Annotated in this window: 23 protein-coding genes and 1 tRNA gene; 8 read left to right on the plus strand and 16 right to left on the minus strand. The window is 40.3% G+C overall.

Annotated elements, in window-relative coordinates:
* Positions 1-91 precede the first annotated feature (91 nt).
* Complete coding sequence (locus tag AB669_RS15020) at positions 92-1,294, minus strand: glycosyltransferase (RefSeq protein ID WP_047800098.1); 1,203 nt, start codon at positions 1,292-1,294, stop codon at positions 92-94.
* Between the two features lie 22 nt (positions 1,295-1,316).
* Positions 1,317-1,925: a ribonuclease HII gene (locus tag AB669_RS15025; RefSeq protein WP_047800099.1), complete on the minus strand. Its 609-nt coding sequence runs from the start codon at positions 1,923-1,925 to the stop codon at positions 1,317-1,319.
* A gap of 180 nt (positions 1,926-2,105) precedes the next feature.
* Here AB669_RS15025 and AB669_RS15030 point away from each other — a divergent pair, with 180 nt between their 5' ends.
* Positions 2,106-2,636: a DUF4251 domain-containing protein gene (locus AB669_RS15030; protein WP_047800100.1), complete on the plus strand. Its 531-nt coding sequence runs from the start codon at positions 2,106-2,108 to the stop codon at positions 2,634-2,636.
* Between the two features lie 36 nt (positions 2,637-2,672).
* On the opposite strand, the gene AB669_RS15035 is transcribed toward AB669_RS15030, so the two are convergent.
* The 7 genes from AB669_RS15035 to AB669_RS15065 form a co-directional block, all read right to left on the minus strand.
* Positions 2,673-3,758 (minus strand): glutaminyl-peptide cyclotransferase, encoded by a 1,086-nt coding sequence (locus tag AB669_RS15035; protein WP_053058426.1) that lies wholly within the window; start codon positions 3,756-3,758, stop codon positions 2,673-2,675.
* Complete coding sequence (locus tag AB669_RS15040; protein WP_047800101.1) at positions 3,736-4,101, minus strand: YraN family protein; 366 nt, start codon at positions 4,099-4,101, stop codon at positions 3,736-3,738. The genes AB669_RS15035 and AB669_RS15040 overlap by 23 nt, the downstream gene beginning before the upstream one ends.
* Before the next feature lie 130 nt (positions 4,102-4,231).
* The gene (gene dnaG / locus AB669_RS15045; protein WP_047800102.1) at positions 4,232-6,211 is read right to left on the minus strand and encodes a DNA primase; all 1,980 of its coding nucleotides are present in this window, start codon (positions 6,209-6,211) and stop codon (positions 4,232-4,234) included.
* Between the two features lie 124 nt (positions 6,212-6,335).
* The gene (locus AB669_RS15050) at positions 6,336-6,995 is read right to left on the minus strand and encodes an SGNH/GDSL hydrolase family protein (RefSeq protein ID WP_047800103.1); all 660 of its coding nucleotides are present in this window, start codon (positions 6,993-6,995) and stop codon (positions 6,336-6,338) included.
* Positions 6,996-7,084: 89 nt separating this feature from the next.
* Positions 7,085-8,026: a hypothetical protein gene (locus AB669_RS15055; protein ID WP_047800104.1), complete on the minus strand. Its 942-nt coding sequence runs from the start codon at positions 8,024-8,026 to the stop codon at positions 7,085-7,087.
* Positions 8,027-8,082: 56 nt separating this feature from the next.
* Positions 8,083-9,264, minus strand: coding sequence for a M20 family metallopeptidase (locus AB669_RS15060; protein ID WP_047800105.1), 1,182 nt, complete (start codon positions 9,262-9,264; stop codon positions 8,083-8,085).
* Positions 9,251-9,694: an SPOR domain-containing protein gene (locus AB669_RS15065; protein WP_047800106.1), complete on the minus strand. Its 444-nt coding sequence runs from the start codon at positions 9,692-9,694 to the stop codon at positions 9,251-9,253. The genes AB669_RS15060 and AB669_RS15065 overlap by 14 nt, the downstream gene beginning before the upstream one ends.
* A 248-nt stretch (positions 9,695-9,942) precedes the next feature.
* On the opposite strand from AB669_RS15065, the gene AB669_RS15070 reads away from it, so the two are divergent.
* Positions 9,943-12,717 carry a TonB-dependent receptor gene (locus AB669_RS15070; RefSeq protein ID WP_082120688.1) on the plus strand — a complete coding sequence of 925 codons (2,775 nt, stop codon included), beginning with the start codon at positions 9,943-9,945 and terminating at the stop codon, positions 12,715-12,717.
* A complete protein-coding gene (locus AB669_RS15075) occupies positions 12,708-13,520 on the plus strand; it encodes a DUF4249 family protein (RefSeq protein ID WP_047800107.1) in 813 nt (270 codons plus the stop codon). Before AB669_RS15070 ends, AB669_RS15075 begins: the two co-directional genes overlap by 10 nt.
* An 82-nt stretch (positions 13,521-13,602) precedes the next feature.
* Here AB669_RS15075 and secA read toward each other — a convergent pair whose 3' ends face one another.
* Both secA and AB669_RS15085 read right to left on the minus strand, forming a co-directional pair.
* The gene (gene secA, locus AB669_RS15080; protein WP_047800108.1) at positions 13,603-16,905 is read right to left on the minus strand and encodes a preprotein translocase subunit SecA; all 3,303 of its coding nucleotides are present in this window, start codon (positions 16,903-16,905) and stop codon (positions 13,603-13,605) included.
* Between the two features lie 133 nt (positions 16,906-17,038).
* Positions 17,039-17,338: a hypothetical protein gene (locus tag AB669_RS15085; RefSeq protein WP_047800109.1), complete on the minus strand. Its 300-nt coding sequence runs from the start codon at positions 17,336-17,338 to the stop codon at positions 17,039-17,041.
* 219 nt (positions 17,339-17,557) lie between these two features.
* Between AB669_RS15085 and AB669_RS15090 the strand changes: the two genes are divergently transcribed.
* From AB669_RS15090 to AB669_RS15100, 3 genes are all read left to right on the plus strand, one after another.
* Positions 17,558-18,289: an intradiol ring-cleavage dioxygenase gene (locus AB669_RS15090; RefSeq protein WP_047800110.1), complete on the plus strand. Its 732-nt coding sequence runs from the start codon at positions 17,558-17,560 to the stop codon at positions 18,287-18,289.
* 67 nt (positions 18,290-18,356) lie between these two features.
* A complete protein-coding gene (locus tag AB669_RS15095) occupies positions 18,357-18,863 on the plus strand; it encodes a hypothetical protein (RefSeq protein ID WP_047800111.1) in 507 nt (168 codons plus the stop codon).
* 4 nt (positions 18,864-18,867) lie between these two features.
* Positions 18,868-19,554, plus strand: coding sequence for a hypothetical protein (locus tag AB669_RS15100; protein WP_047800112.1), 687 nt, complete (start codon positions 18,868-18,870; stop codon positions 19,552-19,554).
* Positions 19,555-19,610: 56 nt separating this feature from the next.
* Here the strand turns inward: AB669_RS15100 and AB669_RS15105 are convergent, their stop codons facing one another.
* From AB669_RS15105 to AB669_RS15125, 5 genes are all read right to left on the minus strand, one after another.
* A complete protein-coding gene (locus AB669_RS15105; RefSeq protein WP_047800113.1) occupies positions 19,611-20,564 on the minus strand; it encodes a Smr/MutS family protein in 954 nt (317 codons plus the stop codon).
* Positions 20,565-20,605: 41 nt separating this feature from the next.
* The gene (gene rsgA, locus AB669_RS15110; protein ID WP_047800114.1) at positions 20,606-21,526 is read right to left on the minus strand and encodes a ribosome small subunit-dependent GTPase A; all 921 of its coding nucleotides are present in this window, start codon (positions 21,524-21,526) and stop codon (positions 20,606-20,608) included.
* Positions 21,527-21,581: 55 nt separating this feature from the next.
* The gene (locus tag AB669_RS15115; protein WP_047800115.1) at positions 21,582-22,913 is read right to left on the minus strand and encodes a sigma-54 dependent transcriptional regulator; all 1,332 of its coding nucleotides are present in this window, start codon (positions 22,911-22,913) and stop codon (positions 21,582-21,584) included.
* Positions 22,914-22,981: 68 nt separating this feature from the next.
* Positions 22,982-23,296: a hypothetical protein gene (locus AB669_RS15120; protein WP_047800116.1), complete on the minus strand. Its 315-nt coding sequence runs from the start codon at positions 23,294-23,296 to the stop codon at positions 22,982-22,984.
* A 117-nt stretch (positions 23,297-23,413) separates the two neighbouring features.
* On the minus strand, positions 23,414-23,728 hold the full coding sequence (locus AB669_RS15125; protein WP_047800117.1) for a hypothetical protein: 315 nt from the start codon (positions 23,726-23,728) through the stop codon (positions 23,414-23,416).
* Between the two features lie 247 nt (positions 23,729-23,975).
* Between AB669_RS15125 and AB669_RS15130 the strand changes: the two genes are divergently transcribed.
* Both AB669_RS15130 and AB669_RS15135 read left to right on the plus strand, forming a co-directional pair.
* Positions 23,976-24,048, plus strand: a tRNA-Thr gene (locus AB669_RS15130).
* Between the two features lie 113 nt (positions 24,049-24,161).
* On the plus strand, positions 24,162-25,328 hold the full coding sequence (locus AB669_RS15135) for an amidohydrolase family protein (protein ID WP_047800118.1): 1,167 nt from the start codon (positions 24,162-24,164) through the stop codon (positions 25,326-25,328).
* Positions 25,329-25,338: the final 10 nt, after the last annotated feature.

Below are 25,338 nucleotides of genomic sequence, written 5' to 3' on the forward strand. Positions count from 1 at the left end.
AGGGGTGAACAGGTCGTATCTGCTCTAATCCGAACATCAAAAAGATCAGTTTTGAGGCAAATTCAATTTGGGATGGAAGAGTTGATACAGGTTAAGCGCTCATGAGCTCCTTATAAACCTGAAGCATTTTGATCGACACCAAATCTACAGCATGGTCATTCTCTACCGTTTTTCTGGCATTTTCACCGATTTCCATCCATCGTTTTGGATTGATGACACATTGTAAAATTGAGCGGTAAAATTCGTCGGCAGTATCAGCAATTAAAATATCATACCCATGCCGGCAGTTGATCCCCTCAGCAGCCGTTGCCGTAGCAATGATGCATTTCTTCATGGCCATTCCCTCGATAATTTTTACACGCATACCTGTTCCTGAAATTAAAGGAACAATCATAATGGCTTTGGAGTTGATAAATTCTATGGCATCAAAAACTTCACCTTCCACGATCAGGTTTTCAGAATCATATTCAAAGAAATGTTTCTGCATGTTCTTACCTGCAATATAAAACCGGAGGTCTTTATTCAACTTTTCAATATCAGGCCAAATATCATCAAGAAACCATTCCAATCCTTCCTGGTTTGGACGCCAGTCCATCGCGCCTAAATGAAACAATGTCGGGAAACTTGTTTTCGATTTATCAATCTTATACTTCTCCAGATCGATGGCTACAGGAAATACACTCATCGGCACTTTGCATCCGAACCGCAAAATGCTTTGCCTGTCGGGCTCGCTAATGGCAAAAATATGGTGAAAGCGGTTGATCTGATCTGTTTCGTAAGCTTTTAAACGCTGGGCAAGAAAGGCAAGATATTTTCTCCTGATCAAAAATTGTTCGGAGTGAGATAGACGCTCCCACAGCGTAAACTCGATATTATGTGCGCGGTAGATCAGCCGCGCGTTACTGTTGGCCTTTACCACATCCAGGTAAGGGACTACAAAAAGGCCCTCAAACTGTATAATATCAAATGTGTTTTCGCGGAGCAGATTTTCCAGCTGACGGGCTGCATCTTCATTGTAGTAGCGGGATACGTTGTAAGATTCATTAGTGAAGATATTGAAAAATGCTGACCACACATTCACTTCGACATCCAGATCTACTGTGTGATGCTTAATTTGCTCAAATATGGGGTCGTAAATATCTTCTACGTCAACCCGGCCTTTTTCGGGGTTGAGGCTAAACAAAGTGATATCTGCGCCAAGTTGTAGCAGGCCTTTCATGGTGTTGTACACCACAATTGGATAACCACTGTTTGGTGGAAAAGGGATTTTCTTGGTAATTAGCAGAATTTTCACAATGATGTGAAAATACTAAAAATTAGGCGTTGTTTGAAAACAAATCTAACTGCGGTGCGCTAACGTTGAATGTCTTACGGTGAAAAGGAGACAAACCAATTTCGATTACCGCTTTGCGATGTGCAATGGTAGGATAGCCTTTATTTTTTTGCCATCCGTATTCGGGGTAATCGGTGTGTAGATTACTCATGAATTCATCACGATGCGTTTTCGCCAGGATGGAAGCTGCAGCAATGTTCAGGTATTTTCCATCTCCTTTGATAATGCAGCTATGTGGAATTTGAGGATATGCCTTAAAACGGTTACCATCTATAACAAGATATTCAGGTGGGGTATGCAATTTTTCTATCGCCCTGTGCATGGCCAGAAAGGATGCATTTAATATGTTAATGCGGTCTATTTCCTCATGATCGCACGAGGCTACGGCCCAGGCCAGGGCTTCTCTTTCGATAATGGGGCGGAGCAAATCCCGCTGTTCGTGACTTAGCTGTTTTGAATCGTTCAAGCCGTGCAGTATAAACCCTTTTGGCAATATCACCGCAGCGGCAAATACTGGTCCCGCCAGGCAGCCTCTTCCAGCTTCATCGCATCCTGCCTCTAAAAAATCCTCCTGAAAACAGCTTAATAACATGGTGCAAATTTAATTATTAAGTATAATCTTTAAAATCATTTTCTAAAGGTTTATTTTTTACTAAACCGCTCAGTTTACGATTTCGTATCTTTATGTATTAAGGGTAAGCAATAATGCCGATATTATGGAATTGTGTAAACCTGTGCATCATTAAAATGTTCAATAGTTAAAACACATATTATGAAACATTTAAGAAGTTTTTTAGGATTGGCCCTGATTTCGATATCAGTTGCTTCCTATGCTCAAACTGATAAGGAAACTACCGCAAAGATTGTTGGTAATAAAGCCTATAACTTCGTTGCCAATACAGCGCTGCCAATGGCTAATAATGACCTCAACAGAATTATGAGCGCAATGCCTGGCGCACAAAGTGGCACCATGATTAACCTGACAGGCTCGCAGTATGATGTTAAGGTAACAAAAGATAGTGTAGTCGCCTACTTACCATATTATGGCAGAGCATTCAGTGCACCCTACAATTCCAACGAAGGAGGAATTAAGTTTACTTCCAAAAACTTTACCTATACAGAAAGTAAGAGTAGAAAAGGGGCTTACATCATCCAAATCAATACAAAGGATGTGACCCGGGAAAATTATCGGTTTACCATCAATATTTCACAAAACGGATATGCATCCTTAACGGCAAGCAGTGTAAACAAGCAGCCTATCGTTTTCAATGGTTACCTGGATGAGCCCGTTAAAAAAGATTAAAACAATGAAGCCAGATCTGAGGATCTGGCTTCATTGTTATTTTTTAAATATTTTTACTTCAAAAATATGCGGCCATTTTTTACCGGTTACAAACAAGCGCTTGGTAGCTTTGTCGTAAGCGATTCCATTTAATACATTGTTGTTAACAGCATCCTCGGTTTTAAAGTAACCTTCAGGTAACAGGCCCGAAAGATCAATCTTTCCTTCTACCGCCCCTGTTGCAGGGTTAATGATGAGGATATTATTGGTTGTATATACATTCGCATATATTTTTCCATCAATGTATTCCAGCTCATTTAGTTGTTGAATACTTCCTTTGTTATCAAAGACATCAATAGATCCTGTTTTTTTGTAGGAATCCTTATCCAGGAAAAATATGGTATTTGAGCCATCGGTTTTTAGGATTTTCTGGCCATCAAAGTTCAAACCCCAGCCTTCCTGGGTTCCTTCGTTATAAGAAAACTGTGAAAGCTTTTTAAAAGTTGCTTTATCGTATACAAAGCCAACTTTCTCCCGGTAAGTGAGTTGAATAATCTTATCACCAATCACTGTCATTCCCTCGCCAAAGTACTGCTTATCAAGGTCTGCTTTCTGAAGTACCTTTCCTGATGAGGGGTCAACCTTTCTCAAACTGGAATTACCATAATCTCCGGCGCTTTCGTAAAAAAAGCCGTCATGATATTCTAAACCCTCAACATAGGAAGAAGTATCATGAGGTAATGTTTTGACTACTTTGTAGCCATATTCAACAGGTGGCTGAGCAGCAAGAATATTGATGTTAGAGGTGAGTTCTTCAGGTTCACCTTCGCCATAAATCCGGGCTGTGAGCAAATGGTTTCCCAATTTCAGCCCGTCCGTTTTTATTTTGACGGCTGCTGTATCTGCCTTGGCGGCAACAGTGGTGGTATCAATTAAGTAAACAACTGAGTCAACTTTCTTCTCTTTCCCGAATAGTACTTTGATTTCAAATTCATTGCCCGCAGATACATTCTGACCGATCATTGGTGAATCAAAGCTTCTGTAGGTTTTGGATTCATCATTACTGCAACCCGCTGCAAACGCTAAAATTGCACATACTAATAAGTTGTTTTTAATGTCTTTAATCTTGTGGCCAAAAAGCATCTTCTATATGGTTTAATTTATATTCTCTATTATTGGTAAACGTAATTGCAACAATATCAAACCGGATATCATACCTGTGATTCATGATCGCAACGTAGGCCGTGGCCGCTAATTCCATTTGCTTTTGTTTATGCCATTCAACAAAGTCTTCAGGCTCCCCAAATGCAGCAGAACTCCTTGTCTTCACTTCAACAAAAATAATTATCCGGTTTTTGCGTGCAATCAAATCTATTTCAGATTTTCCGCTCGTCCAGTTTTCGTCAAGAATTTCGTATCCCTGCTTTTCCAGATATATTTTTGCAATACTTTCTCCTTCTTTTCCTAATTCATTGTGTCTAGCCATTTGATCAATAATTTAAATAAACTGATAGAATGGGATGACAGCGTTTGAAAGTATTAATTTTTGGATCAGCTTCAAAATAAAACATCTATTTATTGCCTAAAACCGGAAATAAAATCCCTGAATGCTAATTTTATTTTACAATAACTGATCCAAGAAACTTAGAAATCTCTCGTTCTACACCTTTAATTACACCGTATCGTTGCATTAAAATCATTTGATTATCGGTATCATTCTCCTCTTTTATTTCCTTGAGCAGATTGGTTAATATCTTATCAACTTTACGTTTCTTCAAGTGAAAAATTCCGCCCAGTATGGTAGCTTTTAAATTCATGCTTTCATCTTTAACATAAATCAAATGCTTGTTTAACCAGTTTTCACTCAATGCATATTCGGATGTAGATAAAGTTATTGCCAGGTCAGCGATGTCACGTTCTTCATGTTTGATAAAATGATTGGCTGTAGGCAATCTGCCCTGGTCAATTTCTGAGCTGTAGTGATCTATAATTTTCTTGCATAACAAATTCTCAAACTCAACATCGGCCAGGTTTTGCATGATAAACGGGCCGATATACATATCATCAATTTTGTCCCAATTCACAAATTCGTGGCCGTATGCCAGCAAAAGGCGAACGATTTCCTTTTCCTGTATCTCATCAGTATTGGTCGTTTGCTGTTCTTGCCCAAGCGGACCTGCAGAATCGTCCCATAAATCATCCGGCGGACCGAGCGGCTCTGGCGGACCGGACGAGTAAGGGTTCTGATTTGAATTGCCTGATCTTTGAATGCCTTCGAAGTTTTTTTTCAACTTTGCCGAACGCATTTTGTTCAGCTCGCTCATTAAAATACTTTCTTCAATTTGCAGCAGGCTACTCGACTCGCGTACAAAAACCGAAGCTTTAATCGGATCGGGTATTTTGGCAATACTTTCTACAATGTCGCGTATAATGCCTGCACGCTTGATCGGGTCATTCCCAGCGTCTTTAAGGAGTACATTTGCTTTATACAGAATGAAGTCTTTCCGGTTGTTCTCCAGGTATGTTTTGAAGGCCCCTGCTCCAACATGGTGCATGTACGAGTCGGGGTCATGCCCATCGGGAAAAGAAACAATTTTAACGTTAAGTCCCTCTTCCAGAATCATGTCCAACCCTCTTAAAGAGGCCTTTATCCCTGCAGCGTCGCCATCAAAAAGTATGGTTATGTTTTGAGTGAAACGACCAATAAGCTTAATCTGTTCAACAGTTAGCGAGGTTCCGGAAGAGGCCACCACATTCTCAATTCCAGCCTGATGAACGGAAAGCACATCGGCATATCCCTCTGCCAGATAACAGTTATCCAGGTCGCGAATGGCTTTCTTGGCATGGAATAAGCCATAAAGCACATTTGATTTATGGTAAATTTCACTTTCAGGTGAATTGACATATTTGGGGACATTTTTATCGGTTTTTAAAGTTCTACCTCCGAAACCGATTATTCTGCCTGTGAAATTATGAATAGGGAACATTACACGGCCGCGGAAACGGTCGTAAATTTTTCCATTGTCGTTTTTGATGGATAATCCTGTGGATTCCAGAAACTCCAGTTTATGTCCTGCTCCTGTTGCGCTTTGCGTAAGCGCATCCCAAACATCGGGTGAATAACCTACTTCAAATTTCTTTAGAATATCTTCTCTAAATCCCCGTTCTTTAAAATAGCTGAGGCCAATAGCCTTTCCTTCGGAAGTATCCCAAAGTTGTTTCACGAAGAATGCAGCCGCATATTGCGACACAATGTAGAGGCTCTCTTTAGCACTTTGTGCTTCGGCTGCCTCAGGCGACAGCTCTGCTTCCTCAACCTCTATATTGTATTTATTGGCTAGAAATTTGAGTGCTTCAGGGTATGAGTATTTCTCATGATCCATAATGAACCTAACCGAATCACCACCCTTGCCACAGCCAAAGCATTTATAAATTCCTTTAGTTACCGATACGTGAAATGAAGGCGTTTTCTCGCCATGAAAGGGGCAGTTGCCAATTAAACTTGTTCCGCGTTTCTTTAAGTGCACAAAATCCCCAACTACCTCCTCAATCCGGGCGGTATCCATTATCTTATCTATCGTTTCGCGGTTGATCATATACGCACAGTGCTTTCCTCTTCTTGTTCACCACAAAGATAACAGAGAAAAAATACAAAGAACACAAAGAAATATCTTTGTGTTCTGGTAAAATACATTGTTAAGGCTGAGGTTTTAAGAAATATTATTTCACCAGGGGTAGTAACTGATCAGCAACCAACTGATTACCTGTCTCGTTTAAGTGAACGCGGTCTACAGTTAAAACACCTTTCTCTTTGTCTTCAGGATTATTTTTACCCTCGTATTCCGTAAACACTTTTCTCAAATCACATACCGGAAGGTTATTTTTTGCAGCGAGTTCGCGGATCCCGGCAGCATATTTATTCAAATCACCATCTAAAGCATTGGTGCCGTCTTTTTTCTCACCTACAACTGATGGCGTAACTAGAACTACTTTACTTCCCACACCCTGAATCTTCTTTATTAAAGCCTGGTAAAACTTCAGGTATTTGTCGTAATCTGTTCCTGTGTGTGATGATTGTTTGTGCCATACATCGTTGATCCCAACATATATCACCACTAAATCTGGTTTTTTATTTAAAACATCATCTTCTAAACGCAGATACAAATCGTATACTTTGTTACCGCCGATACCCGCACCGATAATGTCATATTTGGTTGAGTCCAGTGCCTTTTTGATTAATGTTACATAACCGTTTTTAGATACGCCCTGCTGAGTGATGGAGTCGCCGAAGAATATAATTCGTTTGGGTTTAAATGTCATAGATGTGAACGCGATGAAGCAAAAGCTTAGTAAAATGGTGGCTCTGATTAATTTTTTCATGTTGTTTAATAATATTATAGCTCTGGTTTTAAGCCTGATTAATAGTTTATGCTAATAAAGATAAGTCTTTTCAACTGGATGGCATATTACTACTTACCCTTTTCAAGCTTATAATCTTTATGTACAATCAGGAAACTGGCCCGTTCTTCTTTTTTGAAAGGATAATCCCAGTTGCCCTGATAGGTAATTTTGGTAGGGAGTTTATCATCTCCGAAATAACCCATCTCAATATTCATCTGTACATCGAAATCGAAAAGCATATTACTGTATTTCATATCTACGTATCTGCCCAGGATATTGAAATTCCGCTTGTCGAAAATGGTAACCAGATCTTTGATCATCAGTCCATCTTTGGTCCAGCTGCTTAAATCAGGTTTAACAGATACTTTAAACCGGTATACCGGAATAGAATCCAGGTAGGTGCCACTTGAAAAGGCGTAGTCATAATACTGGCGCATATTAGCAGAAAAAATCTCAGTTTTACTGCCAATAAATGGAACTTTAACCGGTCGTCCGGGATTAAAAATCAATGTCTTGAGTTTATCCTTGTAGCTTTCGTTGGTGCCTCCTTTGCCATCACTGGCCGGGGCATTTGGAACGAAATCAGTATTGTAAGCATTCATAAAAATGTAATCGAACATTTCTATGGTATAAAGCTGATATTTGCCATTCTTTTTATAAAGGTTGCCGCTTTCTTCTTTCGCAAGGTATTCCATCTTGTATTGACCTGCATTATTATGTTTTATTTTGCGGTAAATTTTTCCATCTACCTTATTTTTCTTATCGTAGCTATAAATCCGGTTCTCAGCTATAAAACTGTAGCGTTTCATATCCCTGAAAGACTCATAGAAAGAGGTATCATTAACAATCCGGTTAATAAATGTTTCAATGTTCAATCGTTCCGCTTTGATACTAACAGCAGAATCCAGTGTAATGGTTTTGATCGTATCAGGATTAAAGCGCGGGATTTCCTGTGCATAACCAAAATAAGATAGGGTTAAAAATAATAAAGCCGATAATGTTTTTTTCATACTACATGATATGGCAAAAGTGCCATGAAAAATCCGGATCCCATCGTCCATTTGTTCTAATCCAGTTGTTTCAAGGCGATATAGGCCATTAAGCCTGTAGATAACTGTAATGCATCCTCATCTACATCAAACCTTGGCGTATGCACCGAATACTGTGTATCTTTTTCTGCATTGCCTGTACCTAAGCGATAAAAACAGGCATCGGTTACCTGAGAGTAAAAAGAAAAATCTTCAGCAGCCATCCAGATATCCAGATCAACAACATTTTCCTTACCCAGATATTCCTCTGCAGATGTCCTGGCGTTAGCCGTTAGTTTTGCTTCATTAATAAGGAACGGATAACCTTTATGGATGTCAAAATCACAGCTTCCCCCCATGCTTTCGGCAATTCCCTCTGCCATTTTTTTCATTCTTTTATGTGCTTCTGCTCTCCAATCTTCATCTAAAGTTCTAAAAGTACCTTCAATTTTTACTTCATTGGGAATAATATTCGTTGCACCGTTTGCTGTTACCTTACCAAAAGAAAGTACAGACGGCAACCGGGGGTCGGCATTGCGTGATACAATTTGCTGCAATGCAATAATAATATGTGAAGCAATCAGTACCGGATCGATGTTTTGGTGAGGCTGTGCACCATGCCCACCTTTTCCGGTAACGGTAACATATAATTCATCTGTAGAGGCCATATAGATTCCGGAACGGAAGCCCACCTTGCCCGCGTCAATCAACGGCATTACATGCTGGCCAACAATATAATCTGGCTTAGGATTTTCCAACACACCTTCTTTGATCATGATACTCGCCCCACCCGGAAGAAGTTCTTCGGCGGGCTGAAAAATCAGTTTAATGGTTCCACCAAAATCATCTTTAAGTTGATTCAATATGTATGCTGTTCCCAATAAAGAGGAAGTGTGGACATCATGTCCGCAGGCATGCATTACCCCGGGATTTTTCGATGCATAGGGCTTGTCGTTACCCTCATGGATCGGCAGGGCATCCATATCTGCCCTTAGTGCAATTACTTTATCCGATGGCTTGTTGCCTTTAATTAAACCTACCACGCCTGTATTCGCACAGCTTGTAAATTCAATTCCCCATTTACTCAATTTATCTTTTACATATAAAGAGGTTTCAAATTCTTTGAAGGATAACTCAGGGTGGGCATGTAAATGCTGACGAAAACCAACTACATCTTTAAAAATCTGAGCGGCTAAGTCCTGAACTTTATTTTTGATCATCGTTTGTTGTGGTATCTAATTGTGGGGCATTAATTTTTTCCCTGAAAATAAATAAGGTGGGAAATGTTGGTCTGATTTCATTCATTAAGCGCTGGGCTTCCAAACGTGTCCGGAAATCTCCTACGCGCACGTAATAGTTTGGCTCTTTGTAAACCAGGTAGGTATTTAGTTTTGGATATAAGCTCTTAAAACGTGCCTGCTGATTAAATACTTCACGCCGGTCGGAGCCATAAAATACCTGAACGCGATAACCGTAAGCAGATACTACTGGCTTACCCGATTTCACCTCTGCAGTAGTCCTGTATACTTCAGCACGTTTGGCAATCAGGCTATCAATCAAGGGGTCTTTGATAACGGTTACCTCACCCTTTTGGGCAAATGATGCATTAAACAGGAATAAACAAAAAATGGTGCTAAGTATTATTTTCATGTATCATTAACCTTGGCGATTTAAAAATTGTTTGAACAATAGAAATGCCAAACCTGCTGCAAAAATCGACATTCTTAATGGGTTGTGCAAATGCATTAAACCTGGCGTTGCAAACCAGCAATAATTTCTTTTAAGAGTGAGCCAGTGCCGCGGTCGTCTCAAACTCCGGGATAGTTATCGATACATAAGGCCGTTCTGTCGATATTTTAAAATGAGCCACTTATTGTCTGTTAAATTTAGCTCCAATTATGATAAAAAAGATACTCATTACCTTATTTCTAGGTTTTATTTTCATCCACTATTCTTCCGCGCAACAAAAGCTTTTAAGCAAAGTAACCATAAACGGCTTTTATACTACAACGCTTGATGTTGTATTGGATAACTTCGTCAAAACACACCAGCTTAAAATCGTTTTTGACAGAAGCCTGGCTGAAAAAAAGCTGATTTCCGAGCGCTTTGATAATACACCGTTAAACATTGCGTTGAAAATGCTTTGCCAATCGGCCGAACTGCATTATTGGGTAGAGCCCGATGGTACCATCTATATTGTAAGGACTCCTGAAGAGGTAAGGGCTTTACAACGGGCACAACGATCAAGTCAGCCTTTGGAAAGCCAAAGTGTGAGGACCATTACCACAGAAAAAGTTGATACGGTTCGTAAAGGAGGCGGAAAGGTTACCTTGCAAAGGTTTAAATTAACGGGCAGAGTGGTTGATCAGCTAACCGGAGAGTCGCTGCCCGGTGCTGTGGTTAATATTGAAAATACAGGCTTAAGGGCTACCACAAATGCCGACGGCTATTTTACCCTTTCCAACATTCCGGCTGATACCTGCGTACTGGCCACCGCTTACGTTGGCTATTTGTCTGATCGTTTGGCGCTCACTTCTATAAATCCTAAAGAAGTGCTATCTATTGGGTTAACGGTTGCCAGAAATAATCTGGAAGAGGTGACCATTAAAAGTAAGAAGAATGATGGTATCATGAGCACCGACAAACGTAAGGTTAGTGTGCTGCAGATATCGCCGGCTAAACTTGCGGAACTTCCAAATTTAGGAGAGAAAGACATTTTGCGTTCCTTTCAGCTGATGCCAGGGGTGAGTGCGAGTAATGAATCTTCCTCCGGCGCTTATGTACGCGGTGGTACGCCTGATCAGAACCTGGTACTTTTTGATGGATTTACGGTTTATCAGGTAGATCACCTTTACGGTTTCTTCAGTGCATTTAACAGCAACGCCGTAAAGGATGTGCAGCTGTTTAAGGGTGGTTTCTCTGCAAAATATGGGGGGCGCTTATCAAGTGTAACGGAAATTACAGGTAAAGAAGGAACCAAGAAAGACTGGAATGTTGGAGGAGACATCAGTTTATTGTCGGCCAATGTTTATCTGGAAACGCCTGTTAAAAAGAATGGATCTTTCTTGCTTGCGCTTAGAAAATCTTATCAGGGCCCTTTATACAATAAAATCTTTAGTCAGTTCAACAAAACCAGTACTGTTTCTGCAGGACCCGGGGGTGGCGGAGGTTTTGGTGGAGCTCAGGCTTCAACTACACCTACCTCATTTTTTTACGACCTGAATGCGAAATATACGCTCAATTTAGGGCAAAAAGATTTGATTGCATTGAGCGTGTATCAGGGTGATGATGACCTTGATAATAGCCGTACCATTAGTGTGCCATCGTTTTTAACCACCAGCAGTTCGTCTATTAGCCCGACTGTTACCGATAAAACTACTTACGGTAACCTGGGATCCAGCATGAAGTGGTCAAGACGCTGGAATAGTGAATTATACTCCAATACATTGGTGAGTTACTCCAGCTATCATAGCGATCGGGATAGAACCAATACAATTGGTGTCACCAACGCCGATGGTACAGAGAGTTCGGTAGGTACCGGAACCATTGAACGTAACCGGTTAAAAGACTGGAGTTTTAAATCAGATTGGGAATATCAGGTTAATAATAAAGTGAAATTTTTATTCGGAGCATATGGATCGGCGCAAAATGTGATTTACAAATACAGTCAGAACGACACCAGCACATTAATTGATCAGTCAAAAGACGCCAAAACTGTTGCTGCATATGCAGAAGGTGAATTCAGCCCCTGGGAAAAGTTACAGTTTAAGGGAGGAGTAAGAGAAACCTACTATTCGCCTACGGGTAAAACTTATTTTGAACCCCGCTTTTCAGGAACATATACACTAACCGACCGCTTTACCATAAAAGCCGCCACAGGCAGATTCTACCAGTTTATCAATCGTGTGGTAAGGGAGGATATTCTCTCGGGCAGCAGAGATTTCTGGGTGTTGGCAAATGGAAACAGTATACCGGTGGGAAGCGCTAACCATTACATCGCGGGGTTTAGTTATGAAACCGATAAATACCTCTTCGATGTGGAGGGCTATTACAAAACGCTCAATGGGTTAACAGAATATTCACAGCGTCTGTCAGGCAACAGAATGTCGTCTACTTTAGAAGAGCATTTTTATAATGGCCATGGTTATACTTCCGGAGTAGAGTTTTTGCTGCAAAAGAAGGCAGGGAAATATACGGGTTGGCTAAGCTACACGATGGCTATTGCCAGAAATCAGTTCGATGATTACGGAGCCAGTTATTACTCGGCAAACCAGGATGCAAGAAATGAATTTAAAGCGGTGAATATGTATAAACTTGGAAACTGGACATTTTCTGCCACCTGGATATTTGCTACGGGCAAACCCTACACTGCCCCGATTGCCAGCTATACCATCGACAATGCCAGTGGAAGCAGCAAAACTTACTTAACCATCAGTGGGAAAAATACCGAAAGAATGCCGGCTTACCACAGGCTTGATCTTGCCGCCACACTCGATTTAATTAAGATAGATAACCGTAAAACGGGAAGCATTAGTTTCTCTCTGTTCAATGTTTACAACAGAACAAATATCTGGTATAAAGAATATACCATTTACAACAATCAGGTAATTACCACAAATGTAAATTATCTGGGCTTTACACCAAACATTACCCTTAGTCTAAAATGGAAATAAAATATATACTCAAAAGAATATGCTTCTTGTTGATCATTGCTACTGCTTACCTGGCCTGTAAAAAGGATGGGGGCGATGATTCAATCGCTGACCGCCCCGTTGTTCAGTCTTATTTAACAAATGGGAAAATCGTCACGTTAAAGGTTTATAAACAGAAAGGTTTACTGGATACAGCCAGTTACGGCGCCGCAGTAACCGGACTGACTGTAAGTTTTAACAATGGAATTAAAACCATTACCCTAAAGGAATCATCAAGTGGTGTTTACACAAGTACTGAAACAGATTTGATTATTGCAGGCAACTCCTGTTCCTTCAGTTTTGCTTATAATGGCACAACTGTGTCGGGATCAACGCTCGTGCCAGCTAAACCTGTTTCCTTCGCCTCATCATCTTTAGAACAGGCCGTTCCAGATCCGGATCCTGACTCAAGCACAACCACTTTTACTGGAGTTAATTTTACCTGGAGCAATCCGGATAAGGGCGAATATCTGATGGTGTTTAAAAACCAGGAAGCTAGTCCGAACCGTATCGGGAGTGGATTTGGACGCCGCAATGATTACCAGGATATTGAAGAGTATCTTGGACAGGCGTCGACGTTCAAAACGCAGCGAATGATGTTCCAGTTTTCCGGCTATTACGACGTATACCTCTACCATGTCAATGCAGAATACAATAATATCGTGAACAGCAGTTCAACAAGTTCTTTAAACCTCACCAATCCGCCAACCAATATTAAAAATGGCCTGGGCATATTTACTGCAATGACAAGAGATTCTTTGTTGCTGCACGTTTACCAGGAATAAAGATAAATTGTTTGAGTTTTAATCAACAAAAAAGCCTTTTCGATCAAATCGAAAAGGCTTCTATAATTTAACAGTAATTTACTTACAAATTCGCGCCGTGGCAATTTTTGTATTTCTTGCCGCTACCACAAGGGCAGGGTTCGTTACGGCCAACTGTTGCTTCTTTGCGAACAGGTTGTTGCGGAACCGCTTCGCGCGTGTCGCCAAATTCAATACCTGGTTCTTCACGTCCAAACTCTTGTTTGGTGGTTTGTAACTTTGGCTGTTTAACAGGTGCCGGAGCTTCTTTAACTTGTTCCGGATCTTGCTGAACAGGGATTCCACCTTTATACAGGAAGCTTACCACTTCTTTATTCACCGAATTCAGCATGCTTTTGAATAAGTTGAATGCTTCCATTTTATAAATTACCAACGGATCTTTTTGCTCATAAACAGCATTTTGAACTGATTGCTTCAAGTCATCCATTTCACGTAAATGCTCTTTCCAGCTATCGTCTATTAAGGCTAAAACAATTGTTTTTTCAAATGAACGTACAACTTCTTTTCCTTTGTTATCAATTGCTTTTTTCAAATCAACAGCCACCTGAATACCGCGGATGCCATCTGTAAAAGGAACCACAATCTGTTCGATATGCTGACCGCGTTCTTCATAAACCTGAGTTAATACAGGTAATGATTGCTGGATAATGGCTTCAGACTTTCTGCTGTAAAATGCTTCAGCTTCCTCGAATAATCTTTCCGTTAACTGTGCAATGTTGGTTGAAGTGAAATCTTTTTCTGTAATGGCAGTATCAACAGAGAAGTTTTTAATTACTTCCAGTTTAAAACCTTCGTAATTCGCTTCTTCTTTATATTCCGTAACAATATCTTCGGCTACATCGAAAACCATATTGTTCATATCCACATCCAAACGCTCACCAAACAAGGCATTTTTACGTTTAGCGTAAATCACAGTACGTTGAGAATTCATCACATCGTCGTACTCCAGTAAACGTTTACGGATACCAAAGTTATTCTCTTCTACTTTTTTCTGGGCGCGCTCAATAGATTTGGTAATCATAGAATGCTGAATTACTTCTCCATCTTCAATTCCCATACGCACCATAATACCTGATATTCTTTCAGAACCAAATAAACGCATCAGGTTATCTTCAAGAGAAACAAAGAACTGAGATGAACCCGGATCACCCTGACGACCTGCACGACCGCGTAACTGCCTGTCTACACGACGGGATTCATGACGTTCGGTACCTACGATAGCTAAACCACCGGCATCTTTAACACCAGCACCCAGTTTAATATCAGTTCCACGACCAGCCATGTTGGTTGCAATGGTCACCTGACCTGCCTGTCCGGCTTCGGCAACAATATCTGCCTCTTTCTGGTGCATCTTCGCATTCAACACATTGTGTTTTATTCCGCGAAGTTTAAGCATGCGGCTTAATAGCTCAGAGATTTCAACCGAAGTTGTACCTACCAGTACCGGGCGACCTGCCTGCGTTAATTTTACAATCTCATCCGCTACAGCATTGTACTTTTCACGAACAGTACGGTAAACATAATCCTGTTCATCCTGTCTGGATATATTTCTGTTGGTTGGAATTTCAACAACATCTAATTTATAGATCGACCAGAACTCACCTGCTTCTGTAGTGGCTGTACCCGTCATACCGCAAAGTTTGTGGTACATCCGGAAATAGTTCTGCAAGGTTACAGTTGCATAGGTTTGTGTGGCATCTTCAACTTTAACATTTTCCTTAGCCTCAATAGCCTGATGCAATCCGTCTGAGTAACGGCGGCCATCCATAATACGGCCGGTTTGCTCATCAACAATTTTAATCTTTCCTTCATCGATGATGTATTCCACATCAATCTCAAATAAGGTATAGGCTTTCAATAACTGGTTCACCGAGTGGATACGCTCAGCTTTTACTGAATAGTCGCGCATTAAAGCATCTTTCTGTACAACTTTATCTTCCAGAGGTAATGCAGATTTTTCCAGTTCTGCTACTTCAGTACCAACATCCGGCAATACAAAGAAATGAGGGTCTTCTCCTGATTGCGTAATCAGTTCGATACCTTTTTCAGTAAGCTCAACCTGATTGTTTTTTTCATCAATATAGAAAAACAATTCAGAATCTACTTTCGGCATATTCTTAGACTGATCGGCCATGTAATGGTTCTCAGTTTTCAATAACAGTCCGCGAACACCGCTTTCACTTAAGAATTTAATTAGTGCCTTGTTTTTTGGTAAACCACGGTAAGCACGTAATAATGCTAAACCACCTTCACCTTCTTCAGTTCCTGTGTTACCTGCATTAATTAATTTCTTTGCTTCATTTAATGCCTGGGTAACATAAGCTTTTTGTGCATTAACCAAACGCTCAATGCGTGGTTTCAACTCGTAAAATTCATGCTGATCGCCATGCGGAATCGGGCCTGAAATAATTAAAGGTGTACGGGCATCATCAATTAATACTGAATCGACCTCATCCACCATTGCAAAATGCAATTTACGCTGCACCAGTTGATCCGGTGTTTGCGACATATTGTCACGAAGGTAATCGAAACCGAATTCATTATTGGTTCCGTAAGTAATATCTGCAGCGTAAGCTCTTCGTCTCTCTTCAGAGTTGGGCTCATGCTTATCAATACAGTCTACAGACAGACCGTGAAATTCAAATAAAGGACCATTCCATTCACTATCACGTCGGGCAAGATAATCATTCACCGTAACGATGTGAACACCCTGACCTGCTAGTGCGTTTAAGTATGCAGGCAATGTACTTACCAGGGTTTTACCCTCACCGGTAGCCATCTCGGCAATTTTACCGCTATGTAAAACTATACCACCAATTAACTGCACATCGTAGTGAACCATGTTCCAGGCTACTTCAGTACCGGCAGCATCCCACTTATTGGCCCACTGCGCCTTATCGCCAACTATTTTAACGTTGTTTCTGCGTGCTGCATAATTCCTGTCAAACTCCGTTGCCGTAACTTCCAGGTAGTCGTTTTCACTTAAACGACGTGAAGTTTCCTTTACTACTGCAAAAGCTTCAGGTAAAATTTCCAGGAGCACTTTCTCCAATTCAGCATCACGGTCTTTACCTAATGCATCAACCTGATCATAAATGGCTGTTTTTTCATGAAGATCAAGTTCTTCATTTTCTGCATCAGATTTTAATGCCGCGATTTTACCATCAATTTCCGTTAAGAACTCCGAAATTTTTTCTTTAAACTGAATGGTTTTACCACGAAGCTCATCATTACTCAGCGCAGATAGTTTGCTGTATTGTTCATTTATTTGAATTACTAATGGCTGAATAGCCTTTATATCTCTTTCAGATTTACTTCCGAAAATCTTTGCTAAAAATCCTAACATTATATTTTAAATCGTATTGTATATTAATAAAATTGAATTTCAATAACCAGGCCTTTGCTCTTTACAAGTCAATTTGGCTGTTATTGAGTGATATGGGGTGGGTAAAATCTTAATCAGATTTTTTGACAAAAAACTATGGACTGTTGTTTTTCGGCTTTTTTCGAATGGTAAGGTCAGCAATTATCTGATCTGCACAAACATGTTTTGCAACTTTTAATGGTGCCTGTGTGCCAATTAAAGCAAGTTTGCTGTAAGATAACAAATAAGGATTCCGGTCATCATTGAGCTGAACTGTGGTTCTGCCGGTATCATTAACACTCATTTTGTGCTCATTACAGTATTCATTCAATATCCTAAGCCCTTCAACGCGCTCGGCTTTTGCCAGGTGTGTTAAGCTAAAGAATACAAGAGATATGGTAACGAGGTGTTTCATTAATTTGCGGCAAAGCTAGTTTTAATCTTTTATAAAAAGAAATTACATCCGGTCAAAAACTGTACCTCAAATTCAGCTTCTGCATAATGCCTTTAACATTTCTCGTTTTTAGGTTAAACAATTTAATGTTTAACGATACAATTCTGTCATATATCGTCACATCGTCGTTACATCAGGGTTTCTTCTTAAATTTATTTAACGAAACAAAACAGTCTAGCCATGGAAAGAAAAAATTTCATCAGAAGTTTGATGATTGGAGCAGTCTCCACTCCGGTAATCATAGAAGCCTGCAAAAAGAGCAGCATTAGTGACGACGGTACAACATCGGGATCAGGCAGTGCAGGTACAACGGCAAGTACAAATGGTACCTGTACAGTTGCACCAACAGAAACAGAAGGGCCTTTCCCTACAAAGAGCCCAGCATCTTATGTACGCAGCGATATCACCGATGGACGCACAGGCTATAAGTTAACAGCTAAAATTACCATTGGTAACCTCAATAATAGTTGTGCAGCCTTAGCCGGTGCAATTGTAGATATCTGGCATTGTGATGCAGAAGGTAATTATTCAGAATATGGCGGTACCAGTATGCAATCCACCAACTATCAGTCTGTTCACTTTCTGCGTGGGCGCCAAACTACCGATTCAAATGGTCTGGTAACTTTTACATCTATTTTCCCCGGCTGGTACAGCGGGCGCGCAACACATATACATGTGCATGTTTACAATGCAGCAGGTACGTCATTAAATGTTACCCAAATCGCCTTTCCTGAAGGATCGGGTACCTCGCTTGCATTGGTAAACGGATATTCCAAAGGATTAACCGGTTATACTTACAACAATGCCGACAATATATTTAGTGACGATAAAACAGGAGTACAGATTGCTGCAGTTACAGGTACGCTTGCTGCAGGTTTCGATCTTACTTTTAAGCTAAACGTAAAAGCGTAATATCCTTATATTTTTTTATTTTCAATCAGACGTTAGGATTTCCTGACGTCTTTTTTAATTTTATGCCATGCCTAAGAAAATAATTATTCTCTGCTACCGAAAAATAATCGACGACTCGAATGCAAATCCCTGGGACAAATTTGTGCATGAAGACAGTTTTCTGGAATTTAAAATGCAATCGCAATTGTATAATCAGGAGCTGAAATATAATACCTTCGCCGAGTTATTAATCAATGTACCAGGAGCAGATAAGCTTCATTTTCTGGTAAGTGCAGCGGTTACAGGATATCTGCGTCAGTTAAATGGTATTATCCCCGATGTACTCGATAATTTAGGCAGGCGGTTTCTAACCTTCGAAAATTTCAAATTTGAGATTATTAACTCTGATATTAATGATATTGAAAGGCATAAAATCGCCATTAACTTTTTTTCGAAACCAATGGTTTGGCATGATACTGTCGACAATCAGTTGCTTGTTTCTCTGGAACAAACCATGGAAGGCGAAGAGATTTTTACCAATCTTTTCCAGCTGCAGCCATTTATCAGCATTCATTCAATTAAAGACTTAAGTTAAATTTATGGCACTTATACCTGGCCAGATCTTTTTGGCCGATCAGCGCGGATTTGCTGAAACCGCTATATTAAGAAGATACAGCACTTTCAATTTTGAAAAGTATTATAATGAACACAGAGCGCCATATGGGGATTTATTTCTATGCAATGACGAATCTATAGCGGGAGGAAAGCTCAATTTCTTCCTGTCAAAACAAGACGCTTACCAGATTTTCTTTCCGGTAACCGGAGGAATCGACATTGTGCAAGGTGGAAACGAGTTTTCAGTAGACACCGGCCAAGTACAGGTCCTTAATTCAGGCAAGGGTGAAGTATTGGAGATTAGTAATCCCTATGCTAACGACGTGGTCAACTATATACAACTCGGCATAAACACTGATATGTTCTTGCTGCGTGCCCGTGATATGCTGTTTAATTTTGATTTTGAAAAAAAACCGAACCAGCTGATCCCGTTGATATCGCATTTTAAACTTCCCTTTAAGCTTAGTGCAGGTATTTTTGCAGGACGTAAGGAAGCCATCTATAGCATGCAAAATAATCAAAGTAAATTCTTTTGTATCGTTATCGATGGTGCATTTGAAATTGAAGGCAGACTCCTGCATGCCAGAGATAGTTTATCGCTTTGGGATACCGAACAGGTAGAACTGGAAGCCCTCAGCAATAACGCTATCATATTAATTTTAGAGTTTTGATGGATTTGCTATCTGTAAATAAACAAGTTTAAATTCATCATTACTCTGATATTTTGTTATTTAAATACAATCTCAGTTGCTCCGTAACCAAACTTTTCTTTTTGTGCATCCATATAAGTTTTGATATGTGGATTCATGCTGATCAGTTTATGGATTTTGTTCCGTAAAGTTCCGTTGCCTGTTCCATGGATGAAAATAATTTTATCGAAATGATGGACAATCGCTGCATCCAGTGCATTTTGAAAATGATTAAGCTGAATCTGTAATATCTCGTCTGTCTCCAGAAAATGGTGGTCATCGCGAAGTGTTTCAATATGCAGGTCGATTTCTTTCGCAGGGATATCTACGGTTTTCTTTTCGGCAGGTGATTTATAAAAACTTTCTTTCAATTTTTGCGGGTCGATGGTGACCTGCGCAATATCGTCCAGGCGAATAAGCCAGCCCTTATTTTTTAGGTATGGTAGTTCTTTTTGCTCAGTAGAGAAATCTTTGGCCCTGAACTTTTTGTGTATCACGAGTGGATCAGCAGGTTTGATGTCATTTTTGCTAAAAACCAGCATCTGAAAAATAAATTCTGGCCAAAGGTCTAAATCAGCCAGCGAAGCTGAATGTATTAAAGTAGCCTGACCAGTTTGAACTATGCCATGGTACAGTCCGGCATATTTAGCTTTTTTTTCGCTGGTCAGGCTTGCCAGCAGCACCATGGGCAGCTGGTTTACCAAATGAAAATGCACTACATTTCCCGCTTTGTTATCGGTAGCTACAGCAACGTAGATTCCGTTTTCGAATTTGTGGATGGATGGTGCATTTACCTGAACTGGCTTCGGTGTATCCTGGTCTGTTGCAGTTTCGCCGAAGCCATGAACTGAGGTTAGATTGCTAATCGCAACCGGAATTTCAAAACCATCTTCATCGGTTACACCAAGTGTTTGTGCATCAATAATTCTGGTAACATAACCTTCTCGTTTTTCATCAACAAAACGGACAAAATCTCCAAGTTTGAATTTCATATTTAATTTTTAACCAAGGGTAAAATGCAAAAGCTTTCTGCTTAATGTCTGGTATCGTTGTTATGGTAAATACTGAGGTAACTGTCGTACCTGGAACCGGCAATTTCGCCCGCTTCAACAGCTTCCATCACCGCGCATCCGGGTTCATTAATGTGCCGGCAGTTATTAAAGCGGCAATCGTGTGATGTTTTAAATATTTCGGGAAAGAAATGTCCGAGTTCTTCTTTTTCAATGTCTATAATGCCCAATTCCCTTATGCCTGGCGTGTCTACAATAAAGCCACCCTGCGGTAGTTCAAACATTTCTGCAAAGGTGGTGGTATGCTGTCCTTTATCACTCCAGTCAGATACTTCACCTGTCCGCAAATCGCGGTCGGGTAGAAGAGCATTGATAAGACTCGATTTTCCCACTCCCGAGTGGCCTGATATCAAGGTGATTTTATCTGTAATCAATTCCTGAATTATCGGAATATTGATGCCCTTAAGTGCTGATACTTCATAACATGGATAACCAATGTTTTCGTAGATATCTTTAAATTCCTGAAGAATTTCCAATCCCTCTTTACTAAATAAATCCAGTTTGTTAAAAACAAGAACTGCAGGTACATCATAGGCTTCTGCAGTCACCAGAAATCTATCAATAAATCCCAATGAAGTTCTGGGGGAGGCAAGTGTAACCAGCAGGATTGCCATATCCAGATTTGCGGCCAGGATCTGGGCTTGTTTACTTAAATTGATGGATTTTCGGATAATGTAGTTTTTCCGTTGCAGCAGTTCGTTGATTAAGCCCTGATTACTGTCTCTTTCCAGCTCAAACTTTACCCGGTCGCCAACGGCAATGGGGTTTGTGGTTTTAATTCCTTTAATTCTGAATTTCCCTACAATACGGCAATCATAGCGTTCGCCATCATCAGCCAGAACACTGTACCAACTTCCTGTAGATTTTATAACTAAGCCCTGCATATGTTGAACAAAGGTATGAAAACGATGGAAGATGCAAGCGGAATCCGTTTACTTATTACTCAATGCCATATCGCTCCATCTTAGCATATAACGTCTTCCGGTCGATATTCAACATTTTTGCTGCTTTGGATTTATTATATTTTGCCTTGATCAATGCTTCTGCAATGAGCGCTTTCTCATTTACTTCATTCAAAGCCTTCAAATCAGATGGACTTCCAGGCATAGTTTGCTGGTTAACTGCAATAGTCATTTCATCAGGAAGTGCGCTAAGCTGCGCAACATCTCCTGGTGTCAATAATACCATCCGTTTGATTACATTACTCAGCTCACGAAGGTTACCAGGCCAGTCGTAGTTTAATAATAGCGATTTGGCTTCGGCCGATATGCTTTTTACATTACGATCCAGATCACGGTTGGATAAACGGATAAAGTGGTTGATGAAGAGTTCCAGATCACTCCCTCTTTCCCTTAAAGCCGGAAGTTGAATTTTAAACTCGTTTAGGCGATGATATAAATCTTCTCTGAACTCGCCGCCAGATATACTGTTAATTAAGTCATCATTTGTAGCGGTTACTATCCTCACATCAACTGATACCTGTTTGGTACTCCCCAATGGCTGTATTACCCTTTCCTGTAAAGCGCGCAACAATTTTATCTGTACTTCATAACTCAGGTTTCCAACTTCATCTAAAAATAAAGTTCCACCATTGGCTGCTTCAAACTGACCTTTTTTATCGTTCAACGCGCCCGTAAATGCGCCCTTCATATGGCCGAACAGTTCACTGGCTGCCAGATCTTTCGATAATGCGCCACAATCAATGGCTACGAAAGGTTTGTCGGCCCTCTTACTCTGCTGATGCAATGTTCTTGCTGCAAATTCTTTGCCCGTACCACTTTCTCCCTGAATAATAACCGACATGTCTGTTGGGGCTACCAATGCAATGTGCTCATACAGGCGGTCGGCAATTGCGCTTTTACCCTTAATAAAATCCTCATCAGCATTGTCAGGTGTTATCGTTTTGTGATCCTTCTTATTTAAAGAATCTTTAATAACCATTAAAAGTTCATCGGGATTAACCGGCTTGGTGATGTAGTCGAATGCGCCCATTTGCATGGATTTTACAGCTGTCCGAACATCGTTGAAGCTGGTCATAATGATAATCGGTACACTCAAACCCAAGTTCCGGGTATGTGTAATCACCTCAAATCCAATTCCATCGGGCAAGCGATAATCGATCAGGCACAAATCAAATTCCTGATTTTCAATTAATTTAGCACATTGCTTAATGCTGGTTACAAGAGAAATCTCGTGGCCATTTTTAGTTAAAAAACCGTCAAGTAACTGCGCAAAAGTTGTATCGTCTTCTAAAATCAGGATTCTCGCCATACAACAAAAATAAGAAAAGCCAGTTAAAAACCGGCTTTTCTTATACTAGGTAGATGTAATATTTGGGGTTATTGTACGGGCTTACCGTCTTTATCAATTTTCACTGATCCTGTTTCTGCTTCTTTTTTAACATTAATCAGGTAGTATTCTTTTGTACCTTCTTTCACTGACCATGCTTCAGTTGCCGTCCAGCCTTTATATGCATCAGATTTTAATGCGGTTGTAACTGGTTCTGGTAACTCCTCCAGTTTAACCGGAGTTTTTACTGCACTATCCTGAACTGCAACGATTGCAGCATTTTTAATTGTATTTACTTCACTCGCCTGTACTGCTGAGAATCCTGCAATAGCTAAGAACGCAGCTGATAATATGAACTTTTTCATCGTCTTATTATTTAAATGTTATGAAATTGTGGTTAGCAATTTCGTGATTATGATTTAATGATGCGTGGCCTGTTGGCCACGCATCAGGTTGATTATGCCTTGGTTAAGGGCAGTTTATTATTGAACTGGTTTACCGTCTTTATCGATTTTTACTGAGCCAGTTTCTGCTTCTTTTTTCACGTTGATTAAATAGTACTCTTTAGTACCTTCTTTAACCGACCACGCTTCAGTTGCCGTCCAGCCTTTATATGCGTCAGATTTTAATGCTGTAGTTACAGGCTCTGGCAATTCTTCCAGTTTAACCGGAGTTTTTACTGCGCTATCTTGAACTGCAACAATTGCAGCTGATTTTAAATCTTTTACTTCACTTGCCTGAACTGCTGAGAAACCTGCGAAAGCTAAAAATGTAGCTGATAAAATGAACTTTTTCATAGTATATAACTTTTAAAATTTAATGTGTGTAACAATACTTGCTAATGTTTCATAATGGTGCCAAAGCAACACGATTGCGTAAATTGCTAATTATGAGTATTTTATTTGTGTGCCACAAAATATGGGTTGTGGAGATTCTCCACAGGTTGGGGTGAAGGGCTACATAACGCTACCATTTTCATTGCTTTTTTTATCAAATTATTTTTTGAAAAGAAATATTTTTTCTATCATTGCAGCCCGATTAAAAGCCTCCTTAGCTCAGCTGGTAGAGCAACTGACTTGTAATCAGTAGGTCATTGGTTCGATTCCGATAGGAGGCTCTTTTTCATCTTTAGTCCAGCCGGACATTCAATCTAATTCATTTTAGCATCATATTAAGCAGGCTTAAAAAGAATAATTTTTTTGCAACCTCATATTCCGCTTAATTTGCAATATGGTAAAATACTTTTCTGCCGACTGGGTGTTCCCCGTAAATCAATCACCTATACGGAATGGGGTCGTTGCTGTTGATTCTGAAGGGAGAATAATCCAATTATTAACGCTAAAAAATGCAGAGTCGCTCGGTTTATCAGTTTTAAGGCATGCCGGTGCAATAGTGCCGGGCTTTGTGAATACGCACTGTCATCTGGAGTTGTCGCACATGCTGGGGCGGGTTCCTGAAAATACAGGCCTGGTAGAGTTTGTACAAACCATTATCAAAAGCAGGCAGGCTGACTCTGTGCAAATTCAGAATGCGATGTTGCAAGCTGATCAGCAAATGTTCGATAATGGCATTGTAGCCGTTGGAGATATTTCCAATCAACTGATATCGAAAGCAGTCAAGCAGAAAAGCCAGATTTACTACCATACTTTTGTGGAAGCCATGGGTTTCAATCCCCAAAGGGCAACCGCCATTATGGAGTATGCTATGGGAATCAAGAATGATTTCGCCCCTCTTCCGGCTTCGGTTGTTCCACATGCGCCGTATTCTGTGTCTCCGGCGCTCTTTGAGCTCATCAACCTTTGTGCAGAAAAAGAAAATGCTTTTATCAGTATACATAATCAGGAAACTGTAAACGAGAATTTATTCTTCGAATCCAAAACAGGAGGTTTTCTGGGCCTTTACGAATTCTTAGGTTTAGATATTGCCTTTTTTAAGCCAACCGGGAAAACCTCGTTGCCAAGCTGGCTACCCTATAGCACCAGTCAGAAAACCCTCCTGGTTCACAATACCATGTCCGGAAAAGGCGATGTTGAGTTTGCTAAACAAAATCACCCTGATTTATATTGGTGTCTTTGCCCGCTGGCCAATCTATACATCGAAAATGCTTTGCCTGATGTTGATCTGCTGATGGCGGAAGACCTGAAAATTACGCTTGGAACAGATAGTTTAGCGAGCAACCACCAGCTGAACATTTTATCTGAAATGAAGATTTTGCAGGAACGGAAAAATGTAAGTTTTGAAACACTATTGTCGTGGGCAACGAAAAATGGTGCTGAGTTTTTAGGCCTGCAGGATCAGTTAGGGACTATTGAGGTTGGGAAATCGCCAGGTCTCAACTTAATTCATTTATCAGAAGATTTCCTGATTGAGCGCGATGAAGTACTTAAACTCATTTAATATACGTTTC

It is taken from the genome of Pedobacter sp. BMA, assembly GCF_001027745.1.
Lineage (GTDB): Bacteria > Bacteroidota > Bacteroidia > Sphingobacteriales > Sphingobacteriaceae > Pedobacter.